This window comes from Streptomyces sp. NPDC091292, from assembly GCF_044757265.1.
In the GTDB taxonomy this organism is placed as follows: domain Bacteria; phylum Actinomycetota; class Actinomycetes; order Streptomycetales; family Streptomycetaceae; genus Streptomyces.
Genome location: NZ_JBIVUQ010000016.1, coordinates 71,808 through 97,656, shown reverse-complemented (window position 1 = coordinate 97,656; position 25,849 = coordinate 71,808). Strand labels below are relative to the sequence as shown.

The following is a 25,849-nucleotide window of genomic DNA, read 5'->3' as shown; positions in this document are numbered from 1 at the left end:
CTTGGTGCCGCCAGCGGCTACCATTCCGCAGGATAGTCCAATCCACGCCTTACACCGTCTGCTTTGGGGTTTTTCCTAAAGTCGAAGCTGCTCACGCCACGTCGTTGACACGACCAGGGCCGTCCCCCAGGATGAATCCAATAGCTGCCACTCAATTTCAGGGCGCCCCAAGATTCCGCCCTCTCGCGAGTGCCGCGTAACGACCAAAGTAGGCCATTCGCCGACGTCGTCGACATCCGAGCTCTGGAGGAGTGACCGTGGCAAATCTGGATGAACTTTCAAGTTCAACTCAAACAGCGCTGGAGCCTCAGGATGAGGTAAGAATAGTTGGCCAGTACTACGACGACAAAACAGCCAGGCTTGTCCGCAAATACGGGCCTGGACCCAGGATTCACTATCACGTAGGTTACTACCCTTCCCCTGAAGCGCCACGGAATTCCGGTGATGCGACACCGGATGCCATTCGCCGGAGCATTCGGCTTCATCAAGAGGGGTTGCTGCGGTACGCGGCCAAGATCTGGGGCGCCGAACACCGGCTGTCGGGGAGGATCCTGGACGTCGGCTGCGGTCTTGGCGGGGGCTCGCTCTTCTGGGCGCAGGAGTACGGCGCCGACGTCACGGCGGTCACCAACGCGCCGGAACACGCGCCCCTGGTTGAGGGGTTCGCACGGGAAAGCGGCGTGGGCGGGAGGGTCCGAACAGTGGTGTGTGATGCCAAGCATCTCCCCCTGGACGGCCCCTACGACGCAGCAGTGGCCATCGAGAGCAGCGGATACTTCGACCGTCCTCTGTGGTTCGAGCGTCTGGCGCGCGTGATTCGTCCAGGCGGGAGCGTGTGCATCGAGGAAGTATTCATCACACGCCCGCACGGAGCCGATGTGTGGGCCGAATACTTCTACACAAAGCCGGCCACGGTGCTCGACTACGCGGAAGCCGCGAAGTCTGCGGGTTTCGAACTGGTCGACCAAATCGACGCCACGTCGGAGACCCTTCCCTTCTGGGAGGAGAGTGCCGCCTGGACGAAGGCGGTACTGGACAGTGACAGCAGCCTTTCAGCAGTTGACCGCAGGCAGCTGAGGATATCTCTGATGGCGAACCAGGCGCTCGGCGCCGAATGGCAAGCAGGGGGCCTGCAGTTGGGTTTCCTGCGCTTCGAGCGGCAGCACTGACGTATTCGAAAGACCGACGGCTTGCGTGGTCGTCAGTGGATCAAGCAGGCGCTCGGCTGGGGTTGCCCAGCCGAGCGCAGCGGGTTTCGGCCCGCCTTTCGACGTGACTGCCGGATTCCAGGGCGGCGGCGTACCGAAACGATCATCCGCGGGCTCACCCACGGTACGGCTGAACCGACGCCGACTTCCCGCCACCTTCACAACGATACGGAGTTCCTCATGACGCAGTTTCCCGCTCCCGGCGACGTCGCCGAGATGTATGACGGGATCGGTCAGATCTACGGTTCCGCGTGGGGCCCCAACAAGCACTACGGCTACTGGGAGAACGACGCCGACGACAGCTCCGTCGAGGTGGCCACCGACCGCCTGACCGACATGATGATCTCAGGCATCGCCGCGCAGGCCGGCCAGCGGGTCCTGGACATCGGCTGCGGCATCGGCCATCCCGCGCTGCGGCTCGTGCGTGCTTGTGACGTGAACGTGGTGGGCATCTCCGTCAGCCACGTCCAGGTGGCACGCGCCATGGAACTCGCGGCCGAGACCGGGCTCGCCGACCGGGCCACGTTCCAGTTCACCGACGCGATGGACATGCCCTTCCCCGACGGCTCGTTCGACGCGGCCTGGGCGTTCGAGTCGATGTGGCACATGCCCGACCGCGGTCAGGTGCTCTCCGAGACCGCCCGCGTCCTGCGCCCCGGCGGCCGTCTCGCCGTCGCCGACGTCATCGAGCGCGGCCCGGTCAGCCCCGAGGGACGCAAGGTCCTCGACCACATCTGCGAGAACTACGCGGTGCGTTCCTTGGGCACCGTGGACGAATACCGGAAGGCGTTGGCGGCCAACGGTTTCGTCGACGTGGAGATCCGTGACATCAGCGACAACGTCTCCCGTACCCTCGCGTGCATGGCCGACGCCGTGGACACCGTCCGCGACAAGCTGGCCGATCTGGTCGGCGAGCAACAGGCCACGTCGCTCATCGACTTCATGCGTCTGTCCGCGATCACCCCGGAGAGCGGCTACCTCTACCTGACCGCGGTCCGCGCCTGACCACGGGCGCCGTCCCCGGTCCTCACCCTGACCGGTGAGCGGTTCTCGGCTGCTCGCCGCACACGCACTTGGCCTGCGCCACGAGCTGGCGCAGGCCAAGCGGAACAGCGATTGCCTCGATGGTGCACGCGTACGCCGGCGACGAGCATCAAACGCGTCAGGTGAGTTCCGCGGGGGTCAACGTGTCGTCCAGATCTCCCGACGACCGCTCAGATGTCCGTCCCCGCTGCCGCACCCGCAACTCGGTCAAAGCCCGAAGCGGAAACACCGGCCGGTGATGTGGCGACTGTCCCGGTGCCAGAGCCAGCCCCGGCATCCTGGTGGCGATGGCCTCTATCGCGATCTCCAGTTGCAGGCGGGCGAATCCGGCTCCGAGGCAGAAGTGGATGCCGTGCCCGAACGCGAGATGCGCGGCAGACCCACTTCCCGGACTGAACCCGGCCGGACACGCGGGGGAGCGGCTGTCCCAGCCGGCCGCTCCGTACAGCAGAAGTAGCCGGCTGCCCGCGGCCAGAGGGACGCCGCCGACCACCACGTCACTGACCGCGGTCCGGTACATGCCCGCCAGTGGGCTGTCGAACCGCAACCCCTCCTCGACAAGGTCCCGTGTGGCGATCGTCCCGTCGACCACCTCGGCCCAGCCGCCGGGTGACCGGAGCTGCTGGAAGAAGATCGTGCCAAGCGCCTCGGCACAGGTCATGTGTCCCGCGAAGATGAGTGTGGGGATCTGGACAGCAGCGTCGTCGGCGGTGAGTGTCTGGCCCGCCTTGCCGTCGTGGAGCAGTTCACTGATCAGGTCGTCCTGCGGCGAGGCGAGCCGCTCCTGGACGAGTGAGCGGGCGAACGCTCCGAAGTCCATCAACCCGCGGGCGTATTCACGCAGCCGGTCGGGATCGGTGTCGCGCTGCAACATCATGAGTTCGATACGTTGCTCGGACCACGTACGGCAGCGGTCGAGATACTCGTCCGGGATGCCGAGGCGTCGGCAGATCACCTCAAGCGCGTACGGAACGGCGAACGCCGTGATGAAGTCGAACTCCGTCTCGACGGCGACCCGCTCGACGAGGTCGGTGGCGATCGCACGCATCGTGGGTTCGAACGCCCTGACCCTGGCCGGCGTGAACCCGATGTTGAGTACTTCCCTGATCCTGGCGTGCTCAGGAGGGTCGAGGGAGCCGACCGCCAGCGCACCGGCACCGCGCCACGTGCGGAGCATGCGACTCACGTCCTCGGGCAACGCGACCGTGGAGCGGGGGTTGTGGTCGCGCGCCGAGAAGTTCCGGTCGTCCCGTAGCACGGCAACCATGTCCTCGCGCCGGGTGACGCACCACGCGTTGAGCAAAGGGGCGTAGAACACTGGCTCGGTCTCTCCGATGTCGGCCAGAAATGAATACGGGTCGTCGCGGTGTGCGCCGTACGGGTCGAACGACCTGCCTTCATGTAACTGCCCGGAATCAACTGACATAGCCGTTCCGCCTCTCAAGCCTTCAGTGAGCCATTACCGGTAATAATTGGTGACGACGTGTGGGCCGTGGTCGAATCCGGTCTTGGTGCCGCCCAGTGGCCACCATTCCGCAGGATAGTCCCATCCAGGTCCATACACCGTCCTCTTTGGGGTTTTTCCTAAAGTTGAAGATGCTCACGCCGTGTCGTTGACACGACAGGAGTGGTCGTTCAGGATGGCGTCAGAACGATCCTACAAATTCCGGTGCATCACTCCAGGTCCGGGCTGCGCGTAGACGCGTCGGCCGAGAGGAATTTACGCACCATATCCAGCACCGCAACATATCCAGCACAACACGGCACCGTGATTTTCGGTGAAGTAATTCGCGAACCCCATGCGTTCAGGTTCTGGCCAGAAATGGGGAAGGCGCAACCCGACTCTTCTTCGACAAGGTGGTCCGCACCTCGATTCCGGCGGAGGCCGTCAGTGAGTTCCCCAGCTCAATTGCCTTTCGAGCAGCCGAATGTGCTGCAACTCGCGCCAGGACTGCGCACGCTCCAATCCCAGGGCGCGGTCCATCGGGTGCGTACCGCCGAGGGCGGTGAGGCGTGGCTGGTCACCGGTCATGCCTGGGTGAGGCAGTTGCTCGACGATGACCGGCTCGGCCGCTCGAATCCCGATCCTCAGGCCGCGGCGAAGGACAGCGGATCGGCGCTGCTGGCCGGCCTGCTGGGCGACTTCGCCACCGACCACGCTCGGTTGCGTGCGCTGCTGGAGCCGCACTTCTCACCCGTGCGGATGCTGGCGCTGCGGCCCTACGTGGAGAAACTGACCGGGCAGCTCCTGGACGGTCTGGCCGGGCAGAAACCACCGGTCGACCTGCGCCAGGAGCTGGCGCTGTCGTTGCCGATCCAGGTGATGTGCGAGTGGTTGGGCGTGCCCCAGGAGGACAAGGAGCGGTTCGGCGGCTGGACCCAGGACGCCGCCAACGTCGGGGACCCGGCCAGGTCCAAGCAGGGGCTGGGCGAGCTGTTCGGCTATTGCAGGCAACTTGTCGCCGACAAACGGCGAAATCCGGGCGATGACACGATTTCCAGGATCTGCGCGACCGAGGGGATCAACGACAACGAAGTCATCGGTCTGACAGCGTTGTTGCTGTTCGGTGGCTATGAGACCACGGTGGCCCGGATCGGCACCTGTGTGTCGCTGCTGCTGGCCGACCCCCAGCAGTGGCAGGCGTTGGTGCACGACCCCGGTCTCATCCCCGGCGCGGTCGAGGAAACCCTGCGCATGTCGATGCCGAACCCGCACAACGGTGGCATGCCCCGTTATGCGCTGACGGACTTCGAGATCGACGGGGTCACCATCCGGACCGGCGACTTCGTGCTGCTGAACATCATCGCGGCCAACCACGACGAGACGGCCTTCGCCGACCCCGGCCGGGTCGATGTCACGCGCGACACCACGGGCAGCCTCATGTTCGGGCACGGCGCGCACTACTGCGTGGGCGCGATGCTGGCCCGGATGCAGCTCCAGGTGGTGCTCACCCAGCTCGTCGCACGATTCCCGACCCTGCGTCTGGCTGTCGGTGTGGAGGAGCTGAGGCTGCGCCACAACACGCTGATCGGCGGGTTGATCCAACTTCCGGTGACATGGTGATTGGGTCCTGATGCTGCACAAAATATCTACAGACGTAGTCACGAAAAGCCCGAATTCAGTCCGCGCGTATCTCCTGTTGATGCGACTGGACAGGCCCACGGGGTACGTGCTCTACCTGCTCCCAGGGCTGTGGGCCGCCCTCCTCGCCTCCGATCGACGACCGGACCTCCTGGCCGTGGTGGTTCTCGCCGTCGCCGCGGTGCTGGTGCGCGGCGCGGCCTGCGCGGTCAACGATGTGATCGACAAGGACGTCGACACCCGGGTCGCCCGTACGGTGTCGCGTCCTGTCGCGTCGGGGACGATCAGCGTCGGGAACGCACTCCTGTTCGCCGCCGCACAGGGCGTGGCCGCACTGCTGGTGCTCACGGTGGCGAACGTGGAGGCAGCCCTGGTCGCCGCGGCCTCGTACCCGCTGATCGTCGCGTACCCCTACATGAAGCGCATCTTCATCTGGCCCACGGCGTTCCTGGCGCTGGTCATGAGCGTCTACGTGCTGATCGGCTGGACGGCGGTGACCGGGAGCGCCGACTACCCGCTCGCGGTGTACGGCCTCTACGCCTGCGGGGCCTTCTGGACCCTGATCCACGACGCGATCTACTCCCATCAGGACAAGGAGTACGACCGGAAGATCGGCGTCAGATCCTCCGCCCTGCTGTTCGGCAAGGCCACCAAGGCGTGGCTGACGGTGTTCGTCGTGCTCAGCGTCGGCGGCGTGCTGTGGGCCGGTTCCCGGACGTCGATGGGGCCGGCGTTCTACGTGATCGTCGTGCTCGCGGGAGTCTTTCTGTCCTCTCTGGTCGTACGTGTGGACCTGGATGACCCGAAATCGTGCTGGGACGCATTCGTCGCCAACACCTACTTCGGCTGGATCGTTCTCGCGGCCGTGGTCGCCGGGCAGTTCACATGAGCGACGAACCAGGTGTGACGGAGCCAGGTGTGAGGGAGCCACGTGTGACAGCTTCGATGTGGCAGGGCAGTGGCGTCGACCTGGACGCCTACCTGACCCGGGTGGGCTACCAGGGCGACGTGGCCCCGGACCTCTCCACGCTGCGGGGCCTGCACACCGCCCACGTCGACGCGATCGCCTTCGACAACCTCGACGCACTGCTCGGGCGCACGGCGGTGCCGCTGGACCTGGACAGCGTCCAGGAGAAGATCGTACGGCGGGGCCGCGGCGGCTGGTGTCTGGAACAGGTCGTGCTGATGGCGGCCGTGCTGGATCGCATCGGGTTCACGTTCACGGCGTTCGCCGGCCGGACGCGGATCCGCACCGGGAGCAAGCTCGGGCCGGCCCTGCACGTGGCCCTGTGTGTGGCGATCGACGGCGAACGCTGGCTCCACGACGTGAGTTTCGGCGCACACGGGCTGCACGAGCCGATCCGCCTCGCCGAGAACGCGCGGCTGGAGGGTGACTGGCCCTTCGACCTGGTGCGGGAGCCGAACGGTGAACACGTGCTGCGGTTCCTGCGCCCCGAGGGTCCGGCAGAGCTGTACGGATTCACCACCGACGCGCGCTATCCGTCGGACTTCGAGATCCTCAACCACTTCTGCCTGACGCACCCTCGCTCACCGTTCAACCACCGGATGGTCCTCCAGCGGACACAGCCCGGAGTGAGGCACCTCCTCGCCGGCAGCACTCTTGCGGAGATACGTCCCGGAGAGCCGGCGACCTTCCGGGAACTCGATGGGGACCAGATGCTCTCCGCTCCCGAGGAGATCTTCGGCATCACCCTGGAACCGGGCGACGTCCAGGCGCTCTCGAAAATCTTGGACGGTCCATGATGCGTACCCTGCTGCTGGACAACTACGACTCGTACACCTTCAACCTGTACCAGTTGATCGCCGACATCAACGGCCAGGAGCCGGTCGTCATGGTCAACGACGATCCGATGCTGTCCAGTCTGCGGCTGGCGGATTTCGACAACATCGTGGTCTCACCGGGCCCTGGACGGCCGCAGAACCCCCGCGACGTCGGCCTCCTCGGCGACCTTCTGCGCCGCACCACGCTGCCCGTACTGGGTGTCTGCCTCGGCCATCAGATGATCGCCCATCTGGCCGGAGCGTCGGTGGTCGCGGCGCCCGAACCGAAGCACGGGCACCTCGCCAAGGTCTCCCACGAGGGAGATCCGCTGTTCGCCGGAGTCCCGCGTGAATTCGTCGCGGTCCGCTACCACTCGCTGTGCGTGCGGGAGCCACTGCCCGACGAACTCATCGCCACCGCGTGGGCGGACGACGGTGTGGTCATGGCGCTGCGCCACCGCGATCTGCCGCAGTGGGGCGTGCAGTTCCACCCCGAGTCGATCGCTTCCCAGTACGGGCGCGAGATCCTCCAGAACTTCGCCGAACTGACCCGCCGGACGCAGCATGGACAACGACTGTCCGGCACAGACACATACGCAGATACAGATACAGATACAGATTCAGATACAGATGCAGGTACAGGTACAGGTACAGGTACAGACACGGACACCGTCGCCGTCACCGCGCTGCCCGACGACCCGCCCGGCGAGGCCAAGGGCCTCGGAATCATCAGTACAGCCGTGCCGACCACCGCCGATTCCGAGGCCATTTTCCTCCAGCTCTTCGACGACATCCCGTACTGCTTCTGGCTGGACAGCAGTCGCGTGGAGGAAGGACTGTCCCGGTTCTCCTTCCTCGGCGACACATCAGGTCCGCTCAGCGAGGTCCTTACCTACCGCACCGGCAGCGCGACAGTGGAAGTGCGCGACGCGCACGGCGCCCGTCTCGTGACCGGCAACGTGTTCGACGTCCTCGACCGGCGGCTGCGCGAACGGCGCATCCCCGACCCGGACCTGCCGTTCGACCTGACCGGAGGCTACGTCGGCTACTTCGGCTACGAACTCAAGGCCGAATGCGGGGCCACGGCCCGCCACACCGCCGAAACGCCGGACGCCGTCTGGATGTTCGCCGATCGCGTCATCGCGCTCGACCACCAGGAGGGGCTGACCTACCTGGTGGCCGTCCACGACGAGAAGACCCGGCGCGACGCGCAGGAGTGGGTGGACCGGACGTCCGCACTCCTGGGGGGTCCGCACCCGCCCGCCGCCGAGCAGCCGCGCGAACCCGCCGCAGGCCCGCCCCCGAACGCCGAGGAGTACCTCGCCCGCGGCCGGAGCCAGTACCTGGCGGACATCGCGGAGTGCCGACGGCAGTTGAACCGGGGCGAGAGCTACGAGATCTGCCTGACCAACAAGTTGCACATGCCCTTCCACGACGACGACACCTCCTTCTATCTGAGGCTGCGCCGGTCGAACCCGGCACCGTACGCCGCGCTCCTACGCCTCGGCGACGTCACGGTCTTCAGCTCCTCGCCGGAGCGTTTCCTGCGCATCGAGCGAGACCGCACGGTCACCAGCAAGCCGATCAAGGGCACGGCCCCTCGCGACGCGGACCCGGCGCGCGACGCCGAACTGGCCGCCACCCTCGCCTCAAGCGCCAAGACCCAGGCCGAGAACCTGATGATCGTCGACCTGCTGCGCAACGACCTGGGCCGGGTGTGTGAGGTGGGCAGCATCGAGGTCGACCCCTACCTGGCCGTCGAGAGCTACGAGACCGTGCACCAACTGGTCTCCACGGTTCATGGACGGCTCCATGACAGGGTCAGCGCGATCGACTGCGCCCGGCGGTGCTTCCCGGGCGGGTCGATGACCGGGGCGCCGAAACTGCGCACCATGGAGATCATCGACCGCTTGGAGACGGAGGCCCGGGGGGTCTACTCCGGCGCCCTCGGCTACTTCGGCCTCTCCGGCGGCACGGACCTGAACATCGTGATCCGCACCGCCGTCCGCGTCGGCGACCGGTTGACCATCGGAGCCGGCGGGGCGATCGTGCTCGACTCCGACCCGCAGGAAGAGTACGAGGAGATGCTGCTCAAGGCGGCGGCGTCGCTCCGCGCCTGGCGTGCCCCGGCGGTGTCGGACGTGGGCGGCTCCCCACGATGAACACAGCGATGGGCACACCGACGGGGACAGCGACCGCGCAGGGCGTCCGCCAGTGGTGGGACGCCGACGGCGGCTGGTCGACGGCCGACGCCGCCGGGACGCTGCTGGTCATCGACTCCTGGCTCGTGGACACAGGGCGGGTACGGGGACTCGACCGGCACGCCGAACGCTTCGCCTCGGCCTGCGACCGGTTCTCCGGACCGGGAGCGGAACAGACGAACCGGTTCCTGCGGGCGGTCGCCGGGTCGTTGCCCGCGCGAGGCCGATGGTTTCCCCGCGTCGAACTCGTGGAGACCGGGTCCGGAACACGACTGCGGATGTGGCTGCGCCCCGCGCCACCGCGCATCGCGACCGTCCGGCTGTGGACCGGGGCCGGCCCTGACCCTCGACGGCTGCCGGCCGTCAAGGGCGCCGACCTGGACCACCTGGCCTCCCTGCGCACCGCCGCGGCCACGGCGGGAGCCGACGAGGCGCTGCTCGTCTCGACGGAAGGACAAGTGCTCGAAGGAGCGTCCACGAGCATCGTCTGGTGGCGGGGCGACACGCTGTGCGGGCCACCGTCCGGCCCCGGCCTGCTCCCCGGCATCACCCGCGCCCTGCTCGGCGAACTCGCCGCCACGGCAGGCCACCAGGTCGTCACCGAGCGGGCCACCGCGCCGGACCTCGCCGACGTACCCGTATGGACGTTGAACGCCCTGTACGGCATCCGGCCGGTCACGGAAGGGCTGGGCCGGTTCCAGGACGCGGACGCCGCGGCGGCCGAGCGCTGGCAGTCCCGCCTCGCCGCGCTCGCCGTTCCGGCAGCCGCCGGCCTGATTCCCGTGGTGCACCCATGAAGGAGGCCTCCCGATGACCGCGGCACGTGAACTGCCCGCGTACGAGCGCGACTTGCTGGCGCAGTTGACGCTCCGCTGGGGGAAGCGGGTGGCCGTCAAGAAGGACGAGCTGGACCTCGACGGTCACTTCGACGCGGCTCTGCCGGACTTCCCCGATCACCTCGTCCCGGTGCTGGGCCTGCCGGGTGCCGACCGGCTCGACCGGGACGCCCGCGCGCGCATCCTGTCCGCCGCGTGGATCGCGTACAACGCCAAGACCGCGGCCATCGAGGACGAGATCATCCTGCCGGCCTGCCGGTTGATGCTGCGGGACCGGATCCCCGTACGCCGCGACGACGTCGCCGTCGACGCGCTGCACCAGACGATCATCGATGAGCACTACCACATCCTGATGTGCCACAACGCCGTCGGCGTCACCCGCAGGCGGCGCGGCCTGGAGGACGTGCGGTTCGCGCCGCGCGTCTGGTCGGTCGTCAAGGGACGGGACGCGGTCCGCGCCGGGATGTCCGGGTTCGACCGCGACATCGTCGACATCGCGTTCTCCCTGGCCGCCGAGACGACGATCAGCGGATTCCTCTCCGCACTCGCCACCGCCCAGGAGATCCAGCCGATGAACCGGATCACCACCGATCTGCACCGGCGGGACGAGAGCGGACACGCGGTGGTGTTCCGCGAGTTGTGCGGCTCGCTCTACATGAACCTGGACGGCGCACAGCAGCGTATGTTCCGCGAAGCGCTCGTCACCGGTCTGACCGCGTTCCGTTCCGCGGACCTGGAACCGTGGGTGACCGTGGCGGCCCAGGGCGGGTTCGCGATCGACACCGATCAGCTGAGCGAGTGGGCCGCGTCCCGGCCCGCGCCCGCACGGGACACCGGACCGTTGCAACTGCTGCTCGACGACCTGGGGATCAGCCACGACCTCGTCGAGACGGTCCGGCGCTGACGGCCTCGCGCCGCCCAGCCAGGAGAAGCGGACGGAGACCATGTTGACCCTCACCGGCGAAGCCGCCGCGCACTGGCGGACACTCGTCGCCCATCAGCGGCCGGAGTGGCCCAGCACGGCCGAGCTGGACGAGGTGGTCGATCACCTGGCGGCCCTGCTCCCGTTGGTCAAGCCACAGGAGTGCGACACGCTCACCGCACGACTCGCCCAGGCGGCAGAGGGCAAAGCGTTCCTGTTGCAGGGAGGCGACTGCGCCGAACGTTTCGACTGCCTTTCGACGCGGGTGATTCACAGCAAACTGCGGCTCCTGCAACAGATGGCCGTGATCCTGGCGCACGCGTCGGCGGTGCCGGTGGTCAAGGTGGGCCGGATGGCCGGGCAGTACGCGAAGCCCCGATCCCGGCCGACCGAGACCGTCGCCGGACGCACCCTGCCGGTCTACCGGGGCGACGCGGTGAACGGCATCGGCTTCAGCCAGGCCGAACGACTGCCGGATCCGGCCCGGCTCCTGCGGATGTACGACGTGTCGCGCTACACCTTGGACGTCATGCGCGCATACGCCCGCGGCGGCACCGACCTGCGCCAACTGCACCGGAGGAGCCAGGACTTCGTCGCACGCTCGCCTGTCGGTGAACGCTACGAGGAGTTCGCCGGTCGCATCGCGCAGGCGCTGTCCTCCGGGAACGCGTGCGGCGACGATCGGCTACCCACCACGGAGTTGTTCGCCAGCCACGAGGGGTTGCTGCTCGACTACGAGGCCGCACTGACCCGCCGCGACCCGCGTTCCGGCCGCAGATACGCGGGCAGCGGCCACATGCTGTGGATCGGGGACCGCACCAGACAGCTGGACGGCGCGCACGTCGCCTACTTCGCGACCATCGACAACCCGATCGCGGTGAAGCTGGGCCCTGCCACCACACCCGAGCAGGCGCTGGCCCTCATCGACCGCCTCGACCCGGACCGGCGGCCGGGCCGGCTGACGTTCATCGTGCGCATGGGGGCGCACCGCGTGCGGTACCTGCTGCCGCAGCTCGTGGAGAAGGTCACGGCTTCCGGCGCGCCGGTGGTGTGGGTGTGCGATCCGATGCACGGCAACACCTTCGAGGCGCCCAGCGGACACAAGACCAGGCGGTTCGACGACATCGTCGCCGAGGTCGCCGGCTTCTTCGAGGTGCACAAGGCGTTCGGTACGCACGCCGGCGGACTGCACATCGAGCTGACCGGCGAGGACGTGACCGAGTGCGTCGGCGGCGGCGCCGACCTGGGCTTCGACGACCTGCACCGCAACTACGAGTCGGCGTGCGACCCCCGCCTCAACGCAGACCAGGCGCTCGACCTGGCCTTCCTGGTCGCCGAGATGTTCCATCCGGGAGCAACCGGCACCGGTGCGCCGGACGCGGCGGTGGATGCCGCGGCCCGGCAGGCACACCACGGCAGTTCTCCCGCCTCGTCCGGCACGTGAAACCGACAACATCTCCGAGGAAGACCCATGGATCAGGATTCCGCCCCGCTGGAACTCGACGACGCGTTCGTGCAGGACCCCTACGCGGTGTACGCGAAGCTCAGCGCCGAGGGGGGCTCGGCGCACCGCGTGATGATGCCCCCCGGAGTCCCGGTGTGCGGCGGCCTGCCGGTCTGGCTCATCACCGGATACGACGCGGTGCGTTCCGCACTGGCGGATCCCCGGCTGAGCACCGATCTGAACCGGATGGACCGGCTGTTCGCGCAGAACGAGCCGGACCACAACAGGCGCGCCGGATTCTCACCGGCCTTCTCCAGCCACATGCTGAACGCCGACCCGCCGGACCACACCCGGATGCGCAAGCTCGTGAGCAAGGCATTCACCAGCCGCGCCGTGGAAGTGCTCCGGCCGGAGATCGAGCAGATCGCCGGCGGGCTGGTCGATGCCCTCCCGGACGACGACACGGTGGACCTGCTGGACGCCTTCGCGTTCCCGATGCCGATCCGGGTGATCTGTCTGCTGCTGGGTGTGCCGATCGAGGAGCAGGAGAACTTCAAGTCCTGGTCCAAGGCGCTCGTCTCCGGTGACTCGCCGGAAGCGGCTGCCGCCGCCGCGACGGGGGTGCTCAAGTACCTCGGCGAACTCATCGAACGCAAACGCCGCATGCCCACCGACGACATCCTCGCCGCCCTGGTCTCGGCACACGACGTCGACAACCAACTGTCCGAGGTCGAACTGGTCTCGACGGCCTACCTGCTGTTCATCGCCGGTTTCGAGACCACCCTCAACGCCCTGGGCAACGGCACACTCCACCTGATGCGGAATCTGGACCAGTGGGAAGCACTGCGCGAGGACCGCTCCCTCCTCCCCGGCGCGGTCGAGGAATTCCTGAGGCTGGAGAGCCCGCTGAAGCACGCCTCCTTCCGGTGTGCGACGGAGTCCCTGACCATAGGTGACGTCGAGATCCCGGCCGGCGACTTCGTACTACTGGCGATCGCCTCCGCCAATCGTGATCCCCAGCGCTTCGACGACCCGCAAGCACTGGACATCCGCAGGCCCACCGACGGCGGCCATCTGGCCTTCGGACACGGCATCCACCACTGCCTCGGGGCGCCGCTGGCCAGGGTGGAGGTGCGGGTCGCGTTCGGCGCGCTGCTCGACGCGTTCCCCGCGATGAGGCTCGCGGCAGACCCCGAGGAACTGCGGTGGCGCACGAGCACGATCATTCGCGGGCTCCATTCATTGCCGGTACGGCTGAACCGCCGCTAGGTCGTGTCTGACGGATCTGAGTGGCGTCGCATGAAGGAAACTCCAGGCCGCCATGCGGCCAGAAAGGTGTGGCTGACCACATGCTCATCTGCGGGATCAAGGCATCGCACGACGGCGGGGTCGCCGTCATCGAAGACGGCCGCCTTCTCTTCAGCTACGAGATCGAGAAGCTGAACAACGGCGAACGCTACAGCTCCCTCGGAAACCTGGAACGCGTGACGGAGATCCTCGCCGCCGAGGGTCTGGCACCCGCCGACATCGACCAGTTCGTGGTCGACGGCTGGTACACGAAGAACGCCGAGGGCGAGATCGCCGTGAGCGTGCACGCCGGCGGTCTGCCGGCACAGCTCCGCGTCGCACCGTACGTCGAGAGTCCTGGCGACGACGGCCCGCTGCAACGCCACACCTTCAGCGGCCACGGCCTCGACGACTACGCCAGCTACACCCACGTCGCCAACCACCTCATCGGCACATACTGCTCCAGCCCGTTCGCCGCCCGGGGCGAGGACGCGTTCGTCGTGGTCTGGGACGGCCTGGTCACGCCGCGCCTCTACCAGGTGCGGGCCGCGACCCGTGAGGTGACCTTCGTCGAGACCCTGATGCCCGTCTTCGGTAACAGCTTCGCGGCCTTCTGCTCGCGGTTCGAGCCGTACCTGCTCAACACTGACGACATCACGTCGGACCGGTACATCCGCCAACACCTCTCCGTCGCGGGGAAGGCCATGGCGTACGCGGCGATGGGCCGGGTCGAGACCGGTGCCTTCGCCGTCTTCGACGGCCTCATGGCGGAGTTCCGCGACCTTCCCGTCGACAAGGTGGGCATGCTGGGCGACAAGGTCGCCGCGAACCGGGACGAGCTGATGCCGGGCCTGTCCAACGCGGACCTCATCGCCACCTATCAGGCATACATCGGCCGCCACCTGCTCGAACGGCTCACCTCGGCGGTGCGCAGCCGCTTCCCGGACGGCGGCCACCACCTGGTGCTCGGCGGCGGCTGCGCGCTCAACATCAAGTGGAACACCGCCATTCGGGCCAGCGGCGTCTTCGAGGACGTCTTCGTCCCGCCCTTCCCCAACGACGCGGGCGCGGCGATCGGAACAGCGGCCTGTGAGATGTTCCGGCGCGGCCGGACCGCGCTGGAGTGGGACGTGTACAGCGGGCCGCGGATCACCACGGGCACACTTCCCGACGGCTGGCGGCAACAGCCCTGTGACGAGCGGCAGTTGGCCGCCCTGCTGCACGCCGAGGGTGAACCGGTGGTCGTCCTTTCCGGCCGGGCGGAGCTGGGCCCGCGCGCGCTGGGCAACCGGAGCATCCTGGCGCCCGCGACCGACATCCGGATGAAGGACCGGCTGAACGACATCAAGAACCGGGCCTCGTACCGGCCGGTCGCGCCCATCTGCCTGGAGGACCGCGCGCCGGAGGTCTTCGCCCCCGGCACCCCCGACCCCTACATGATCTTCGAGCACACCATGCGGCCCGGTTGGGCCGAACGCGTCCCGGCGGTCGTCCACCTGGACGGCACCGCCCGGCTCCAGACCATCGCGGCCACCCAGGACACCGACACCGCCCGCATCCTCACCGCCTACGCGGACATCAGCGGAGTACCCGTACTGTGCAACACGAGCGCGAACCTTGAGGGACGGGGCTTCTTCCCCGATGTCGAGTCGGCCGCCAGGTGGGGTGGGACGCGCTACATCTGGTCCGAGGGGACGCTCTATACGAACCCCCGTATGGGGTAGTGACACACCGACACACCGACAGGCCGGCCGTCCCCGGGCAAGTTCGCCACCTATCCGACGCGGAGATCACCGTGCGACTCGCGCAAGTAATGGCACACGCCTTTGAGCGCCATCCGGACCGGCCCGCCGTCGGTGAGCGTGCGAGGGAGTTCGTGCGGGACGCCCGGACCGGGCGCGTTTCGTCCCGTCTGCTGCCGCGCTACGACATGACCACCTACCGGCAGTTGTGGAGCCGTATCCGCGCGGTGGCGAGCGAATGGCACCACCATCCCCGGCGCCCCCTCGCCGCGGGCGACCGTGTGGCTCTCCTCGGCTTCACGAGCCGGGACTACGCGACACTGGATCTGGCGTGCGGTCGTCTGGGAGCCGTCAACGTTCCGTTGCAGATCAGTGCGTCGACCGGGAATCTGACGTCCATCATGGCCGAGACCGAGCCGGTCCTCGTCGCCGCGAGTATCGAACGGCTGGGCACCGCGACCGAGTTGGTCCGGCACACGCCCTCGGTCCAGCGGCTGGTCGTGTTCGACTACCACCCGCGCGCCGATGACCAGGCGGAGCGATTCGCCGCCGCCCGCGACAGCCTGGCCGCGGCGGGACGGGACGTGGAGGTCGTCGCCCTGGCGGACATTCTCGACCGGGGCGCGGACCTGCCCGAGGCACCGCCGTACATACCGGGCGACGACGAAGATCCCCTCTCGATGCTCGTCTACACCTCGGGGAGTACGGGAACGCCGAAGGGCGCGATGTACACCGAACGGCTCGCCAGGGTGATGTGGGAGGACCGGACGAAGAAGACCGGCGAGGACATAGCCACCATCAACTACACGCCGCTGAGCCACTTCGCGGGCCACTTCCTGCTGGTGAACGTACTGGCACGCGGCGGCACCAGCTACTTCACCGCCGGCAGCGACCTGTCGACATTCTTCGAGGACATCGCTCTCGTACGGCCCACCGAGCTGTACCTCGTGCCGCGCGTGTGCGAGATGCTCCACCAGCTCTACCAGAGCGAGCTGGACCGGCTGATCTCCACGGGCACCGACCCGGAGCGGGCCGCGACAGAAGTGCGCGACCGTCTCCGCGAGGACGTTCTCGGGGGGCGCGTGGCCTCGGCGAGTTGCGGCTCCGCGCCGCTGTCCGCCACACTCACCGAGTTCACCGAGGCCCTCCTCGGCATGCCCCTGAACAACGCGTACGGCTCCACGGAGGTCGCGGGCATCGCCTTCAACGGCGAGCTGCTGTACCCGCCGGTGATCGACTACAAGCTGGTCGACGTGCCCGAGCTGGGCTACTTCCGCACCGACGCCCCCCACCCGCGCGGCGAGCTTCTGCTGAAGGCCGACGGCATCACCGGCTACTACAAGCAGCCCGAGCTGACGGCGGAACTCTTCGACGAGGACGGCTACTACCGGACCGGCGACATCGTCGCCCAGCTCGGTCCACGCCGTATCGCCGTCGTGGACCGCCGCGCGAGTGTCCTGAAGCTGTCCCAGGGCGAGTTCGTGGCGCTCGCCCGGCTGGAATCGCTCTTCGCCGCCTGCCCGTCGGTGCGGCAGATCTTCCTCTACGGCAACAGCGAGCGCTCCTACCTCCTCGCCGTCGTCGTGCCCACCCCGGATGCCCTGGAGCGGCACGGGGACGACCGGGAACGCCTCGAAGAACTGCTGCACGAGTCGTTCCGGCGCATCGCGAAGGACTCGGACCTCCACTCGTACGAGATCCCCAAGGGCCTCCTGCTCGAAGCCGAGCCGTTCAGCCAGGCCAACGGCCTGCTGTCGGACCAGCGAAAGCTGTTGTCGCCCCGGCTCGTGGAGCGCTACGGCGAGCGACTGGAGCATCTGTACGCCGAGATGTCGGCCCAGGAGACCCGGGAGTTGCTCGACCTGCGCCGCACAGGCGGCGACCGACCGGTGCTGGAAACGGTCCAGCGGGCCGCGCGGGCGCTGCTGACGGGCTCCATGACAGAGGTGAGTCCCTCCGCGCACTTCCGGGACCTCGGCGGCGACTCGCTGTCCGCGGTGTCACTGTCGAACCTGTTGCACGACACCTTCGGCGTCCGGGTACCGGTCGACGTCATCATCAGCCCCGCGCACGACCTGCGGCAGCTTGCCGCCTACGTCGCGTCCAAGCGTGCGGCCACCGCGGTGCGGCCCACCTTCGCGTCCGTGCACGGCGAGGACGCGACAGAGGCGCACGCCAAGGACCTCGTTCTGGGCCGGTTCATCGATACGGCGACTCTCGACGGCGCCCGTCGCCTTCCGCGCCCTGCCGGGGAGCCGCGCCGCGTCCTGCTGACCGGCGCGAGCGGATACCTGGGGCGCTTCCTCGCCCTTGAGTGGCTCCATCGACTCCATCGGCTGGCCCCGGGCGACGGCAAGTTGATCGTCGTGGTCCGCGGCAAGGCCCCGGCCGCCGCCGCACAGCGACTCGCTGGCGCCTTCGGCGCCGACGGCTCCGAACTGCGTTGTACGTTCGAGGAGTTGGCCGCGAAGCACCTCGAAGTGCTCGCAGGAGACATCGCCGAGCCGAGGCTGGGCCTGGACGAGGAGACGTGGGAACGGCTGACCGGTGAGGTGGACCTGATCGTCCACGCGGGCGCCCTGGTGAACCACGTGCTGCCCTACCACCACCTGTTCGACGCCAACGTCCTCGGCACGGCGGAGCTGATCCGGCTGTCCCTGACCGAACGGCTCAAACCATTCACGTACATCTCCAGCGTGGCCGTGTCCAGGTCCCGGAGGGGACAGCCACTCGACGAGGACACCGACGTGCGCGCCGCGCTGCCGGTCCAGCCTGTCGACGACGGGTACGCCGGCGGGTACACGACGAGCAAGTGGGCGGGGGAGGTGCTGCTGCGGGAGGCGTACGACCTGTGCGACCTGCCGGTGACGGTGTTCCGCTCCAACATGATCCTCGCGCACAGCCGGTACACCGGGCAGTTGAACGTGCACGACATGTTCAGCCGACTGCTGTTCAGTCTCCTCGCGACGGGCGTGGCCCCGCTCTCCTTCTACCGGACTGACAGCGGCGAGGGGCGGCGGGCCCACTACGACGGCCTGCCCGTCGACTTCACCGCCGCATCGGTCGTCACGCTGGGACGGAGCACCTCCGGATACCGGACCTTCAGCCTGGTCAACCCGCACGATGACGGCATCTCACTCGACACGTTCGTGGAGTGGCTCATCGAGGACGGCCACGGTGTCGAGCGCATCGCGGACTACGGTGACTGGCGCGTCCGCGTCGAAGCCGCCCTGCGCAACCTGCCGGAGGAGCAGCGCCAGCACTCCCTCCTTCCTCTGCTACGGGGCTTCCAGGAACCGGAAGCGGCTGTGCCCGGTTCGGACGTTCCGTCGGTGCGCTTCAGGGAGGCCGTCCATGAGGCCGGCCTGGGAGTGGACGGGGATGTGCCGCGCCTGTCGCCGACCCTCATCCGCAAGTACGTGACGGACTTGCGGCGCTTGATGACCACCTGACCGTGACTCCGGTGTTATCAGGACCGGATGATTTCCGCAGCCCTTTCGGCGACCGCCAGGACAGTGGCGTTGGTATTTGCCGCGGGGAGTGATGGCATTACCGATGCGTCCACCACCCTGATTCCCTCAACTCCGTGCAACTTCAGGTCCGAGTCGACCACAGCCTGCGATCCCGTTCCCATCGCACACGTGCCGGCCAAGTGGAAGTAACTTCCCGTTGCGAGTTTGACGTAATCCTGCATGTCACTCACCGTTTCCAGCGGGTGGCCGAATGCTTCTTCGCCCTGGCGGAACGGGGCCAGGGAATCGGCGCGGCCAATAGCCAGAGCGGCGCGGAGGCCGGTGACCATGCGGTCCAGATCACGGGATTCGGTGTAGAGCCCCAGGTCGATCAGCGGAGCCGTGGCCGGGTCCGGGCCGGCCAGCCGCACCGACCCCCGGCTCTCGGGTCGCATAAAAGAAAAGGCGATGCTGTAGCCGTTTACACCCGAGGGGGTCCAGGAGCCACTGCCCCAGGGTTCGAGCTTCGCGGAAGCGTCCCGGACCGGTAGAAGCAGTGGTACGGCGATGAGTTGGATATCAGGCTCGGCGGTCGCTGAACTACGGGTGAGAATGTGCGGCGTGTACGGACTGGCGGCCGGTACAGGGGCCGACGTGGCGAACCCGACATGCGCATAGGTGTGGTCCTGGAGATTGCCTCCGACGCCCGGCAGATCGTGAACGACCTCGACCCCTGCTTCGCGGAGACGGGCAGCCGGACCGATCCCCGACAGTTGCAGGAGGTGAGGTGACCCGACCGCCCCGGCGCACAGCACGACTTCGCGGTCAGCGCCCGCCCGGAGGCTCTGACCGTCGACAACGTACTCGACACCGACGCAACGGCGGTCTTCCACCAGCAGCCGATGGACCGTGGCGTCCGTTGTCACGGTCAGGTTGGGACGGTGCTGGACAGGCCGCAGGTACGCATCCGCCGCACTCTGGCGTTTCCCCCGGACCAGGTTGATCTCTGTCGGTGCCACTCCCTCCGACTCGGCACCGTTCCCGTCGACGAGGCTCTTGTGCCCGACCTCTTCCGCCGCGCTCAGGACCGCGCTGTAAAAGGTGTCGCGAGAAAGTGGGGTCGGAGGCTCCATCACCATGGGGCCATCAGTTCCGCGCCACTGGGTATCCATTCCCGTGGTCTGCTCACTCCGGCGAAAGGAGGGCAGCAAAGCCTCGAAATCCCACCCTTGGGCCCCGGATTTCTCCCAGGCATCGTAGCTTGAGCGGTGGCCGCGTATATGGTATAAGCCATTTGTGGAACTGGAGCCGCCCAGTGTCCGCCCGAGTGGAATGGGCACCTGCACATCATTCAGATTTACCTGCGGCACACTGGTGAAAGCCCAGTCGAACCGACTTCCCCACAGATCGGCAACGCCCTTTTCGTCGCCCGGCCGTTCACTCGACCCTGCCTCCAAGAGCAGCACACTCACGGAGGGATCTTCGCTCAGTCTGGCCGCCATAACGGACCCAGCCGTGCCCGCCCCGACCACTATGTAGCTGTATTTCTCCACAGCAAACCCCCTTGCTCGGTGACACAGCGCCGAGTGGACTATCACTCGCCCCTTTGTACTACAGTTGGACTTTCGGGCGGGTCACTTTCTGTGAATCGCCCCCCAACAACCTCGATGAGACAAAACGCTCTGCCGGGGAATGTTTCGAGGCCGGCGCGAGATCGGCTCGCAGGAGAAACGGACGACCCGGGTCACTCGTCCGCGTGAACCCCGGACGCGCCTGCGGGCAGCGGTCAGCGACTCTTCCGGAGACTGCCCGCATGCCCACGCTCTCCCGCACCCCGCGCGGCCTGCGACGCGCCGCAGTCCTCCTGTCCCTCCTGGCCGCCACCACGCTGCCCACAGCGGTCGTCGCAGCACCAGCCGCGTGCGCCGAGGCGTGCGGCGGCGCCGTCGTCGTCGCCCCGCTGTCCACAGCCCCGCCCGCCACCGGCCCGTGCACGAGCGCGGAACCGGTCGTGTGCCAGATCCGCGCCGAGACACCGGAAGAACGCCGCGAAGCCCGAGCAATCCGCATGAACTACCTCGCTCTGATCGGCGAGATGGACCGCGTGCGCTGCGACATGCGTGCCGCGGGCCGCAGTCCCGAGGAGATCGCGCGCCACCTGGTGGACATGCGCAACGACGCCAAGGAGATCACCCGGGCCGGTATGTCCGCCGACGAGGTCCGGCAGCTCGAAGCACGCAACATCGCCAAGTACGGCAACCCCCTCGGCCCGACGGCCGACCAGCTCTACGCCAAATACGGCACGTGGGAGCAGGTGGCCGACGCCGCCACCCGCACCAGCCGTGCCGTCGACGGCGAACTCGGCCTGGAGTACCGGCCCTGCCCCTGCGAGCTGCCCGTGGCGTCTTCAAGTCATTGAGACCGTCGGTGCCGGTGCCGACGGGGGACACACACATACGCCACAGGTCGCGGCCCGTGACCCCGACTCCCTCGATGGACCGTGCAGTCACGGGGGCTGGAATGCGACGGACCGGATGTGCAGGACGGGTGCTGCATGGGAGCCGATCCTCCGGCTGTCGCTCGTCCTCACCTCCGGATTCGGCCGCGCACCCGGACTCGACTCACGGTCCCCGCCAGACGTTGGAGAAGGCCGCCCTCTCTATGGACCGCCTCTGACGTACGGCCTCCAACTCCATCACCGCGTCGTGGACAACCGCCACCACGGTCGTCACCGCCTCGTCGTCGAACCCGGGCTCGTCGTCGGATCGTTCATCGCCGATGCCCGCGGCCGAGGCGAGAGCGGCCAGTACGGGATCTTCCCGCCACCGTTCGGTTGCCCGGTGGTGCGCGGACGTGTCGACCGCTGCCACGCGTTCCGAGCCGAACGGCATCCGGCGGCCTCGCTTCCGCGTCAGCTCACCGTCTTCTTCGAGCGCGGTCTGATACGTGGCCGAAAGGTCTTTGCCCCGGCGCCAGAGCCAGTCTTCGACGCGCTCGTAGGGTGCCTGCCGCGTGAGCCCTGCCGCTGCCGCGCTCATGAGGCGATCGTCCAGGACCGACACCCCACCCGGCACGATGCGGTCGCCGTCCACGGCCACCACCCCCGTGCCGATGAGATCGATCAGCTCGGCTCCCGCGAGGGCGAGCGAGAGGTCACCCTGGCCCACGGAATGTTCTGTGTCCATGGCGACGATGAACAGGTCTTTCGCCGTGGTCATGAACGGCTCCTCTCGCAGACGTCGACAAGGGTGCGTCACATCCAGTATCGCCCCGTCCGTGAGGTCGAAGCCGTCGCGGGGGTGGCGGTGGTTTCCGCCGCCGACGTCGGCGGTCCCGCCCCGCGCGCGTCAGACCCGGGGCGGGCCTCACGCTGAGCCCACCGTCACGTATCCCGTGCTGAGAGGCCCGTCCCGCTCTGACCCCGTCCCCGGCGGTCGGCGGCCATTGACGGCCATACCGCGTACGCCTACCTTGCCCTCACCCGTGCGGCGGACATGTGCCGGTCGCCACGGCATTGAGTCGTGACGGCATTGAGTCGCGACGGCATCGAGGAGATGGGGGGCGGGGCGATGAAGGCAGTGCTCCAGGAGCGGTTCGGGCCGCCGGACATCCTGCGGCTGGGGGAAGTGGACCGGCCGCAGGCCGGGGCCGGCCAGGTGCTGGTTCGTGTGCACGCCGCCGCGCTCAACCCCTACGACTGGCACATGATGCGCGGCGACCCGTACGCGGCGCGGCTCATGGGAGGCATGGGAGTGAGCCGTCCGAAGTGCCGGGTGGCCGGCATCGACGCGGCCGGCGTGGTGGAGGCCGTCGGTGCCGGCGTCGACGCACTCCGGCCCGGCACTCCGGTACTGGGCTTCTGCACGGGGGCGTTCGCCGAATACGCCTGCTCCACGGCGGAGTTGCTCGTACCGAAGCCCGAACGGCTGTCCTTCGAGCAAGCCGCGGCCGTGCCGATGGCGGCAGTGACAGCACTACGCGGCATCCGGACCGTGGGCCGGGTCCGCGCCGGGCAACAGGTACTGGTCAACGGGGCGGGCGGCGGCGTGGGCACCTTCGCCGTACAGATCGCGGCCGGCTTGGACGCGGAGGTCACCGCGGTGTGCAGCGCCGGCAGCGCCGACCTGGTGCGCTCACTGGGCGCCGCGCACGTCATCGACCACGCCCGCGAGGACTTCGCCGACCAACACACCCGCTATGACGTGATCCTGGACAACGTCGGCAACCTTCCACCGGGCAGACTGCGTCGGTCGCTCACCCCGACCGGAATCCTGGTGGCGAACGGCGGCGGCTCACCCGGCCGTGTGTTCGGGGCGATCGGCTCCATGCTGAAAGTAGCCGCGGTCAACTCGGTCACCCGACACACCCTGCGCCCGATCATCCCCGCGACCCCGAACGGTCCGGCACACGAGGACCTGCTCACCGTGACCGCACTCGTCGAGTCCGGTCAGGTGACACCCGTGGTCGGCCGGACCTTCCCCCTGACCGAAACGGCCGAGGCCATGCGCCATATGGAGGAAGGTCACTCCCGCGGCAAAACCGTGATCACCGTGCGCTGACGTACGGGGTCGCGCGCTCCTTCAGCCTCCGAGCACGTCGAGGTAGTGCTGGTTGTGCATGACACCGATGACGTTTCCGAACGGGTCGGTCACCGAAGCGGTGACAAAGCCCGGTCCGCGCTCGGTGCGCGCCTCGTACTCCTTCGCCCCCAGCTCCCGGAGCTTGTCCAGCGTCGCGTCCAGGTCGTCCACGTGCCAGTAGAGGATCGCCCCGCCCGCCTCCGGCGCCGCCGGGCGCGGCGCGTACCGCCGGTCGATGATCCCCAGCTCGGTCTGCCGGTCCCCGATCCGGAACTCCACGTACGCCGTGCGCCCGTCCGGCCCGGACCGGTGGAAATACGCCTCGACCCCGAGCAGTTCGGTGTACCAGGCCTTGGCCTGATCGACGTCCTCAGCGAACAGGCTGACCGTCGCGACTCCCTTGAGCATGCTGTTCTTCCCCCATCCGTGCGGGCACCTTCGTGTCCCCGTTCACATTTGGATCTTAAAGGCCGGAGTGAAGGTGGTCCACGGAAGGGCTCCGGGCCCGGCCCGCAAGGCCGGAGGCAGGACGCGGTCGCCCACCTCAGCGGCGACACCGAGGCCGTGCGTACGGTGGTTGCGTCCCGGCCGGACTTGCCCCGGCCCTGCCTGCACCGCAGGCTTGAACCGTGGCTGATCTCGCGTCCGCGCCTGCCGCGCACAGCGGCTGGGCCGTAAGGGAACCGGGGCCGATGGACACCGGGCCGTTGAGCCGAGTCCTGCGGGAGACATCCGCGCCCGGCCCGGGAGAGCTGTTGCTGCGGGTGGAGGCATGCGGTGTGTGCCGCACGGATCTGCATCTCGCCGAGGGGGACCTCGATCCGCACCGCCCGTCGACGATTCCCGGCCATGAGATCGTCGGCCGGGTCGAGGCCGTGGGTGAAGGAGTCGGCCTGTTCCGTGTGGGTGACCGGGCGGGCGGGGCCTGGCTGCGCGGCACCTGCGGGACGTGCGCGTACTGCCGGTCCGGCCGGGAGAACCTCTGCCCGCGGTCCACGTACACGGGATGGGACGCGGACGGCGGTTTCGCCGAGACGGCCGTGGTGCCGGAAGCGTTCGCCTACCGGCTGCCGGAGGAGCGGGACCCGGCGTCGCTCGCGCCTCTCCTGTGCGCGGGCATCATCGGCTACCGGGCGCTTCGGCGCAGCGCCCTGCCCGACGGCGGCGGGCGGTTGGGGCTGTACGGCTTCGGCGCGTCGGCCCATCTCGCCGCCCAGGTAGCCCTCGCCGAGGGCGCCACCGTCCATGTGCTCACCCGGTCGGCTGCGGCGCGGGCGCTCGCCCTGGAACTCGGCGCGGCGTCGGCGAGCGGCGCCTACGACCAGCCACCCGAGCCACTGGACTCGGCGATCCTCTTCGCCCCGGTCGGTGACCTGGTGCCGGTGGCGCTGGAGGCCCTGGACCGGTCGGGCACCCTTGCCGTGGCCGGCATCCACCTCTCCGACATCCCGGTACTCAACTATCAGCGCCACCTGTTCCAGGAACGGAATCTGCGCAGCGTCACCTCCAACACCCGCCAGGACGGCCGGGACTTCCTGGCTCTGGCCGAACGCATCGGTATCCAGGTCACCGTGAGCCCCTACCCCTTGAGCCGCGCCGACCGGGCGCTCGCGGATCTGGCGGCCGACCGGGTCAACGGCGCCGCCGTACTGGTACCCGGCTGACGTCGGCGGCGAAGAACAGGGAGCCGACACCTACCGTAAACCGGCAATCCCATAAAGGCTGCGACAAGTGGGCGCCCACCTGATTTATGAGAGCCCTTTATCCCTTCGCTTCAGTTCACTCTCCCGCGCATTCAACGAACCGGATCGCTTTCCGGTTCACATGAGAGCGGGGAATGGCCGAAAATCTGCCACCGTGGCACCGTCATGGCGCCACTACGGCAACGGAAAGGACGAGGGGGCTGCCCTTGGCCTCCTGCGGCCGTGGGCGGTCGCGGTGATGCCGGTTCCGACCGTGCCGGACACCGTCGGAACCGGCCCTTCACCTGGCCTGCGTCAGCAGATTGAGCAGGTCGTACACGTGCGGAAGCAGGACTCGTCACCGGAGATCGCGCCTGCGGCGCTGTCCTGCGCGACGTCCTGGATGGCGGTCTCGGTGAGGTCGATGTCGAAGAGGTCCTGAGTCATGCTTTCGGGCATGGGAATTCCTTCCTGGGGAACCTTTGAAACCGATCGAATCGTCACCTGAGGTGACAGAAGCGGAATCTAGATACGGATAGCGGACGGAGTCAAGGGGTTACGAGGGGAGTATGTCTGGGTTAGTGTGA

At 68.0% G+C, this 25,849-nt stretch carries 20 protein-coding genes; 15 read left to right on the top strand and 5 right to left on the bottom strand.

All coding sequences use genetic code 11. From position 1 onward, the window contains the following. The first annotated feature begins 257 nt into the window (after positions 1–257). Together ACIQNU_RS32600 and ACIQNU_RS32595 are read left to right on the top strand one after the other, a co-directional pair. Entirely contained in the window at positions 258–1,169 is a 912-nt protein-coding gene (locus tag ACIQNU_RS32600) for an SAM-dependent methyltransferase (RefSeq protein WP_401373269.1), read from the top strand. Between the two features lie 219 nt (positions 1,170–1,388). Beyond that, on the top strand, positions 1,389–2,213 hold the full coding sequence (locus tag ACIQNU_RS32595; protein ID WP_401373267.1) for a methyltransferase domain-containing protein: 825 nt from the start codon (positions 1,389–1,391) through the stop codon (positions 2,211–2,213). 157 nt (positions 2,214–2,370) lie between these two features. Here the strand turns inward: ACIQNU_RS32595 and ACIQNU_RS32590 are convergent, their stop codons facing one another. Beyond that, positions 2,371–3,678 (bottom strand): cytochrome P450, encoded by a 1,308-nt coding sequence (locus ACIQNU_RS32590; protein WP_401373265.1) that lies wholly within the window; start codon positions 3,676–3,678, stop codon positions 2,371–2,373. Positions 3,679–4,143: 465 nt separating this feature from the next. On the opposite strand from ACIQNU_RS32590, the gene ACIQNU_RS32585 reads away from it, so the two are divergent. The 10 genes from ACIQNU_RS32585 to car all read left to right on the top strand — a co-directional run bounded on the left by ACIQNU_RS32585 (position 4,144) and on the right by car (position 19,000). After that, positions 4,144–5,316, top strand: coding sequence for a cytochrome P450 (locus tag ACIQNU_RS32585; RefSeq protein WP_401373263.1), 1,173 nt, complete (start codon positions 4,144–4,146; stop codon positions 5,314–5,316). Positions 5,317–5,395: 79 nt separating this feature from the next. Continuing rightward, positions 5,396–6,223 carry a 4-hydroxybenzoate octaprenyltransferase gene (locus ACIQNU_RS32580; RefSeq protein WP_401373261.1) on the top strand — a complete coding sequence of 276 codons (828 nt, stop codon included), beginning with the start codon at positions 5,396–5,398 and terminating at the stop codon, positions 6,221–6,223. 44 nt (positions 6,224–6,267) lie between these two features. Beyond that, positions 6,268–7,098, top strand: coding sequence for an arylamine N-acetyltransferase (locus ACIQNU_RS32575; RefSeq protein ID WP_401373259.1), 831 nt, complete (start codon positions 6,268–6,270; stop codon positions 7,096–7,098). After that, complete coding sequence (gene pabB, locus ACIQNU_RS32570; protein WP_401373428.1) at positions 7,098–9,278, top strand: aminodeoxychorismate synthase component I; 2,181 nt, start codon at positions 7,098–7,100, stop codon at positions 9,276–9,278. The genes ACIQNU_RS32575 and pabB overlap by 1 nt, the downstream gene beginning before the upstream one ends. Positions 9,279–9,286: 8 nt before the next feature. After that, positions 9,287–10,114: an aminotransferase class IV gene (locus tag ACIQNU_RS32565; protein ID WP_401373257.1), complete on the top strand. Its 828-nt coding sequence runs from the start codon at positions 9,287–9,289 to the stop codon at positions 10,112–10,114. Positions 10,115–10,127: 13 nt separating this feature from the next. Further along, entirely contained in the window at positions 10,128–11,057 is a 930-nt protein-coding gene (locus ACIQNU_RS32560; RefSeq protein WP_401373255.1) for a diiron oxygenase, read from the top strand. A gap of 40 nt (positions 11,058–11,097) precedes the next feature. Beyond that, positions 11,098–12,519, top strand: coding sequence for a class II 3-deoxy-7-phosphoheptulonate synthase (locus ACIQNU_RS32555; protein ID WP_401373254.1), 1,422 nt, complete (start codon positions 11,098–11,100; stop codon positions 12,517–12,519). 27 nt (positions 12,520–12,546) lie between these two features. Beyond that, positions 12,547–13,788, top strand: coding sequence for a cytochrome P450 (locus ACIQNU_RS32550; protein ID WP_401373252.1), 1,242 nt, complete (start codon positions 12,547–12,549; stop codon positions 13,786–13,788). A gap of 80 nt (positions 13,789–13,868) precedes the next feature. Then, positions 13,869–15,530: a carbamoyltransferase N-terminal domain-containing protein gene (locus ACIQNU_RS32545; RefSeq protein ID WP_401373250.1), complete on the top strand. Its 1,662-nt coding sequence runs from the start codon at positions 13,869–13,871 to the stop codon at positions 15,528–15,530. A gap of 71 nt (positions 15,531–15,601) precedes the next feature. Next, on the top strand, positions 15,602–19,000 hold the full coding sequence (gene car / locus ACIQNU_RS32540) for a carboxylic acid reductase (protein WP_401373249.1): 3,399 nt from the start codon (positions 15,602–15,604) through the stop codon (positions 18,998–19,000). 17 nt (positions 19,001–19,017) lie between these two features. Here the strand turns inward: car and ACIQNU_RS32535 are convergent, their stop codons facing one another. Continuing rightward, positions 19,018–20,532: a GMC family oxidoreductase gene (locus ACIQNU_RS32535; RefSeq protein WP_401373426.1), complete on the bottom strand. Its 1,515-nt coding sequence runs from the start codon at positions 20,530–20,532 to the stop codon at positions 19,018–19,020. A 281-nt stretch (positions 20,533–20,813) separates the two neighbouring features. Between ACIQNU_RS32535 and ACIQNU_RS32530 the strand changes: the two genes are divergently transcribed. After that, positions 20,814–21,419, top strand: coding sequence for a hypothetical protein (locus tag ACIQNU_RS32530; protein WP_401373248.1), 606 nt, complete (start codon positions 20,814–20,816; stop codon positions 21,417–21,419). A gap of 202 nt (positions 21,420–21,621) precedes the next feature. Here ACIQNU_RS32530 and ACIQNU_RS32525 read toward each other — a convergent pair whose 3' ends face one another. Then, positions 21,622–22,218, bottom strand: a complete 597-nt coding sequence (locus ACIQNU_RS32525; RefSeq protein ID WP_401373246.1) for a GPP34 family phosphoprotein — start codon at positions 22,216–22,218, stop codon at positions 21,622–21,624. A gap of 351 nt (positions 22,219–22,569) precedes the next feature. Between ACIQNU_RS32525 and ACIQNU_RS32520 the strand changes: the two genes are divergently transcribed. Further along, positions 22,570–23,559 carry an NAD(P)-dependent alcohol dehydrogenase gene (locus ACIQNU_RS32520; RefSeq protein WP_401373424.1) on the top strand — a complete coding sequence of 330 codons (990 nt, stop codon included), beginning with the start codon at positions 22,570–22,572 and terminating at the stop codon, positions 23,557–23,559. Positions 23,560–23,580: 21 nt separating this feature from the next. Here ACIQNU_RS32520 and ACIQNU_RS32515 read toward each other — a convergent pair whose 3' ends face one another. Continuing rightward, positions 23,581–23,988 carry a VOC family protein gene (locus ACIQNU_RS32515; RefSeq protein ID WP_401373244.1) on the bottom strand — a complete coding sequence of 136 codons (408 nt, stop codon included), beginning with the start codon at positions 23,986–23,988 and terminating at the stop codon, positions 23,581–23,583. Between the two features lie 221 nt (positions 23,989–24,209). Between ACIQNU_RS32515 and ACIQNU_RS32510 the strand changes: the two genes are divergently transcribed. Continuing rightward, positions 24,210–25,244 carry a zinc-binding alcohol dehydrogenase family protein gene (locus ACIQNU_RS32510; protein ID WP_401373242.1) on the top strand — a complete coding sequence of 345 codons (1,035 nt, stop codon included), beginning with the start codon at positions 24,210–24,212 and terminating at the stop codon, positions 25,242–25,244. Between the two features lie 333 nt (positions 25,245–25,577). Here ACIQNU_RS32510 and ACIQNU_RS32505 read toward each other — a convergent pair whose 3' ends face one another. Then, positions 25,578–25,721, bottom strand: coding sequence for a hypothetical protein (locus ACIQNU_RS32505; protein ID WP_401373240.1), 144 nt, complete (start codon positions 25,719–25,721; stop codon positions 25,578–25,580). Between the last annotated feature and the right edge of the window lie 128 nt (positions 25,722–25,849).

Bases quoted from the DNA above. Each gene is read 5' to 3' on its own strand.
- ACIQNU_RS32595 (WP_401373267.1), top strand. From the start codon at position 1,389: ATGACGCAGTTTCCCGCTCCCGGCGACGTCGCCGAGATGTATGACGGG.
- ACIQNU_RS32590 (WP_401373265.1), bottom strand. From the start codon at position 3,678: ATGTCAGTTGATTCCGGGCAGTTACATGAAGGCAGGTCGTTCGACCCG.
- ACIQNU_RS32580 (WP_401373261.1), top strand. From the start codon at position 5,396: ATGCGACTGGACAGGCCCACGGGGTACGTGCTCTACCTGCTCCCAGGG.
- pabB (WP_401373428.1), top strand. From the start codon at position 7,098: ATGCGTACCCTGCTGCTGGACAACTACGACTCGTACACCTTCAACCTG.
- ACIQNU_RS32565 (WP_401373257.1), top strand. From the start codon at position 9,287: ATGGGCACACCGACGGGGACAGCGACCGCGCAGGGCGTCCGCCAGTGG.
- ACIQNU_RS32560 (WP_401373255.1), top strand. From the start codon at position 10,128: ATGACCGCGGCACGTGAACTGCCCGCGTACGAGCGCGACTTGCTGGCG.
- ACIQNU_RS32555 (WP_401373254.1), top strand. From the start codon at position 11,098: ATGTTGACCCTCACCGGCGAAGCCGCCGCGCACTGGCGGACACTCGTC.
- ACIQNU_RS32550 (WP_401373252.1), top strand. From the start codon at position 12,547: ATGGATCAGGATTCCGCCCCGCTGGAACTCGACGACGCGTTCGTGCAG.
- ACIQNU_RS32545 (WP_401373250.1), top strand. From the start codon at position 13,869: ATGCTCATCTGCGGGATCAAGGCATCGCACGACGGCGGGGTCGCCGTC.
- ACIQNU_RS32530 (WP_401373248.1), top strand. From the start codon at position 20,814: ATGCCCACGCTCTCCCGCACCCCGCGCGGCCTGCGACGCGCCGCAGTC.
- ACIQNU_RS32525 (WP_401373246.1), bottom strand. From the start codon at position 22,218: ATGACCACGGCGAAAGACCTGTTCATCGTCGCCATGGACACAGAACAT.
- ACIQNU_RS32520 (WP_401373424.1), top strand. From the start codon at position 22,570: ATGAAGGCAGTGCTCCAGGAGCGGTTCGGGCCGCCGGACATCCTGCGG.
- ACIQNU_RS32515 (WP_401373244.1), bottom strand. From the start codon at position 23,988: ATGCTCAAGGGAGTCGCGACGGTCAGCCTGTTCGCTGAGGACGTCGAT.
- ACIQNU_RS32505 (WP_401373240.1), bottom strand. From the start codon at position 25,721: ATGCCCGAAAGCATGACTCAGGACCTCTTCGACATCGACCTCACCGAG.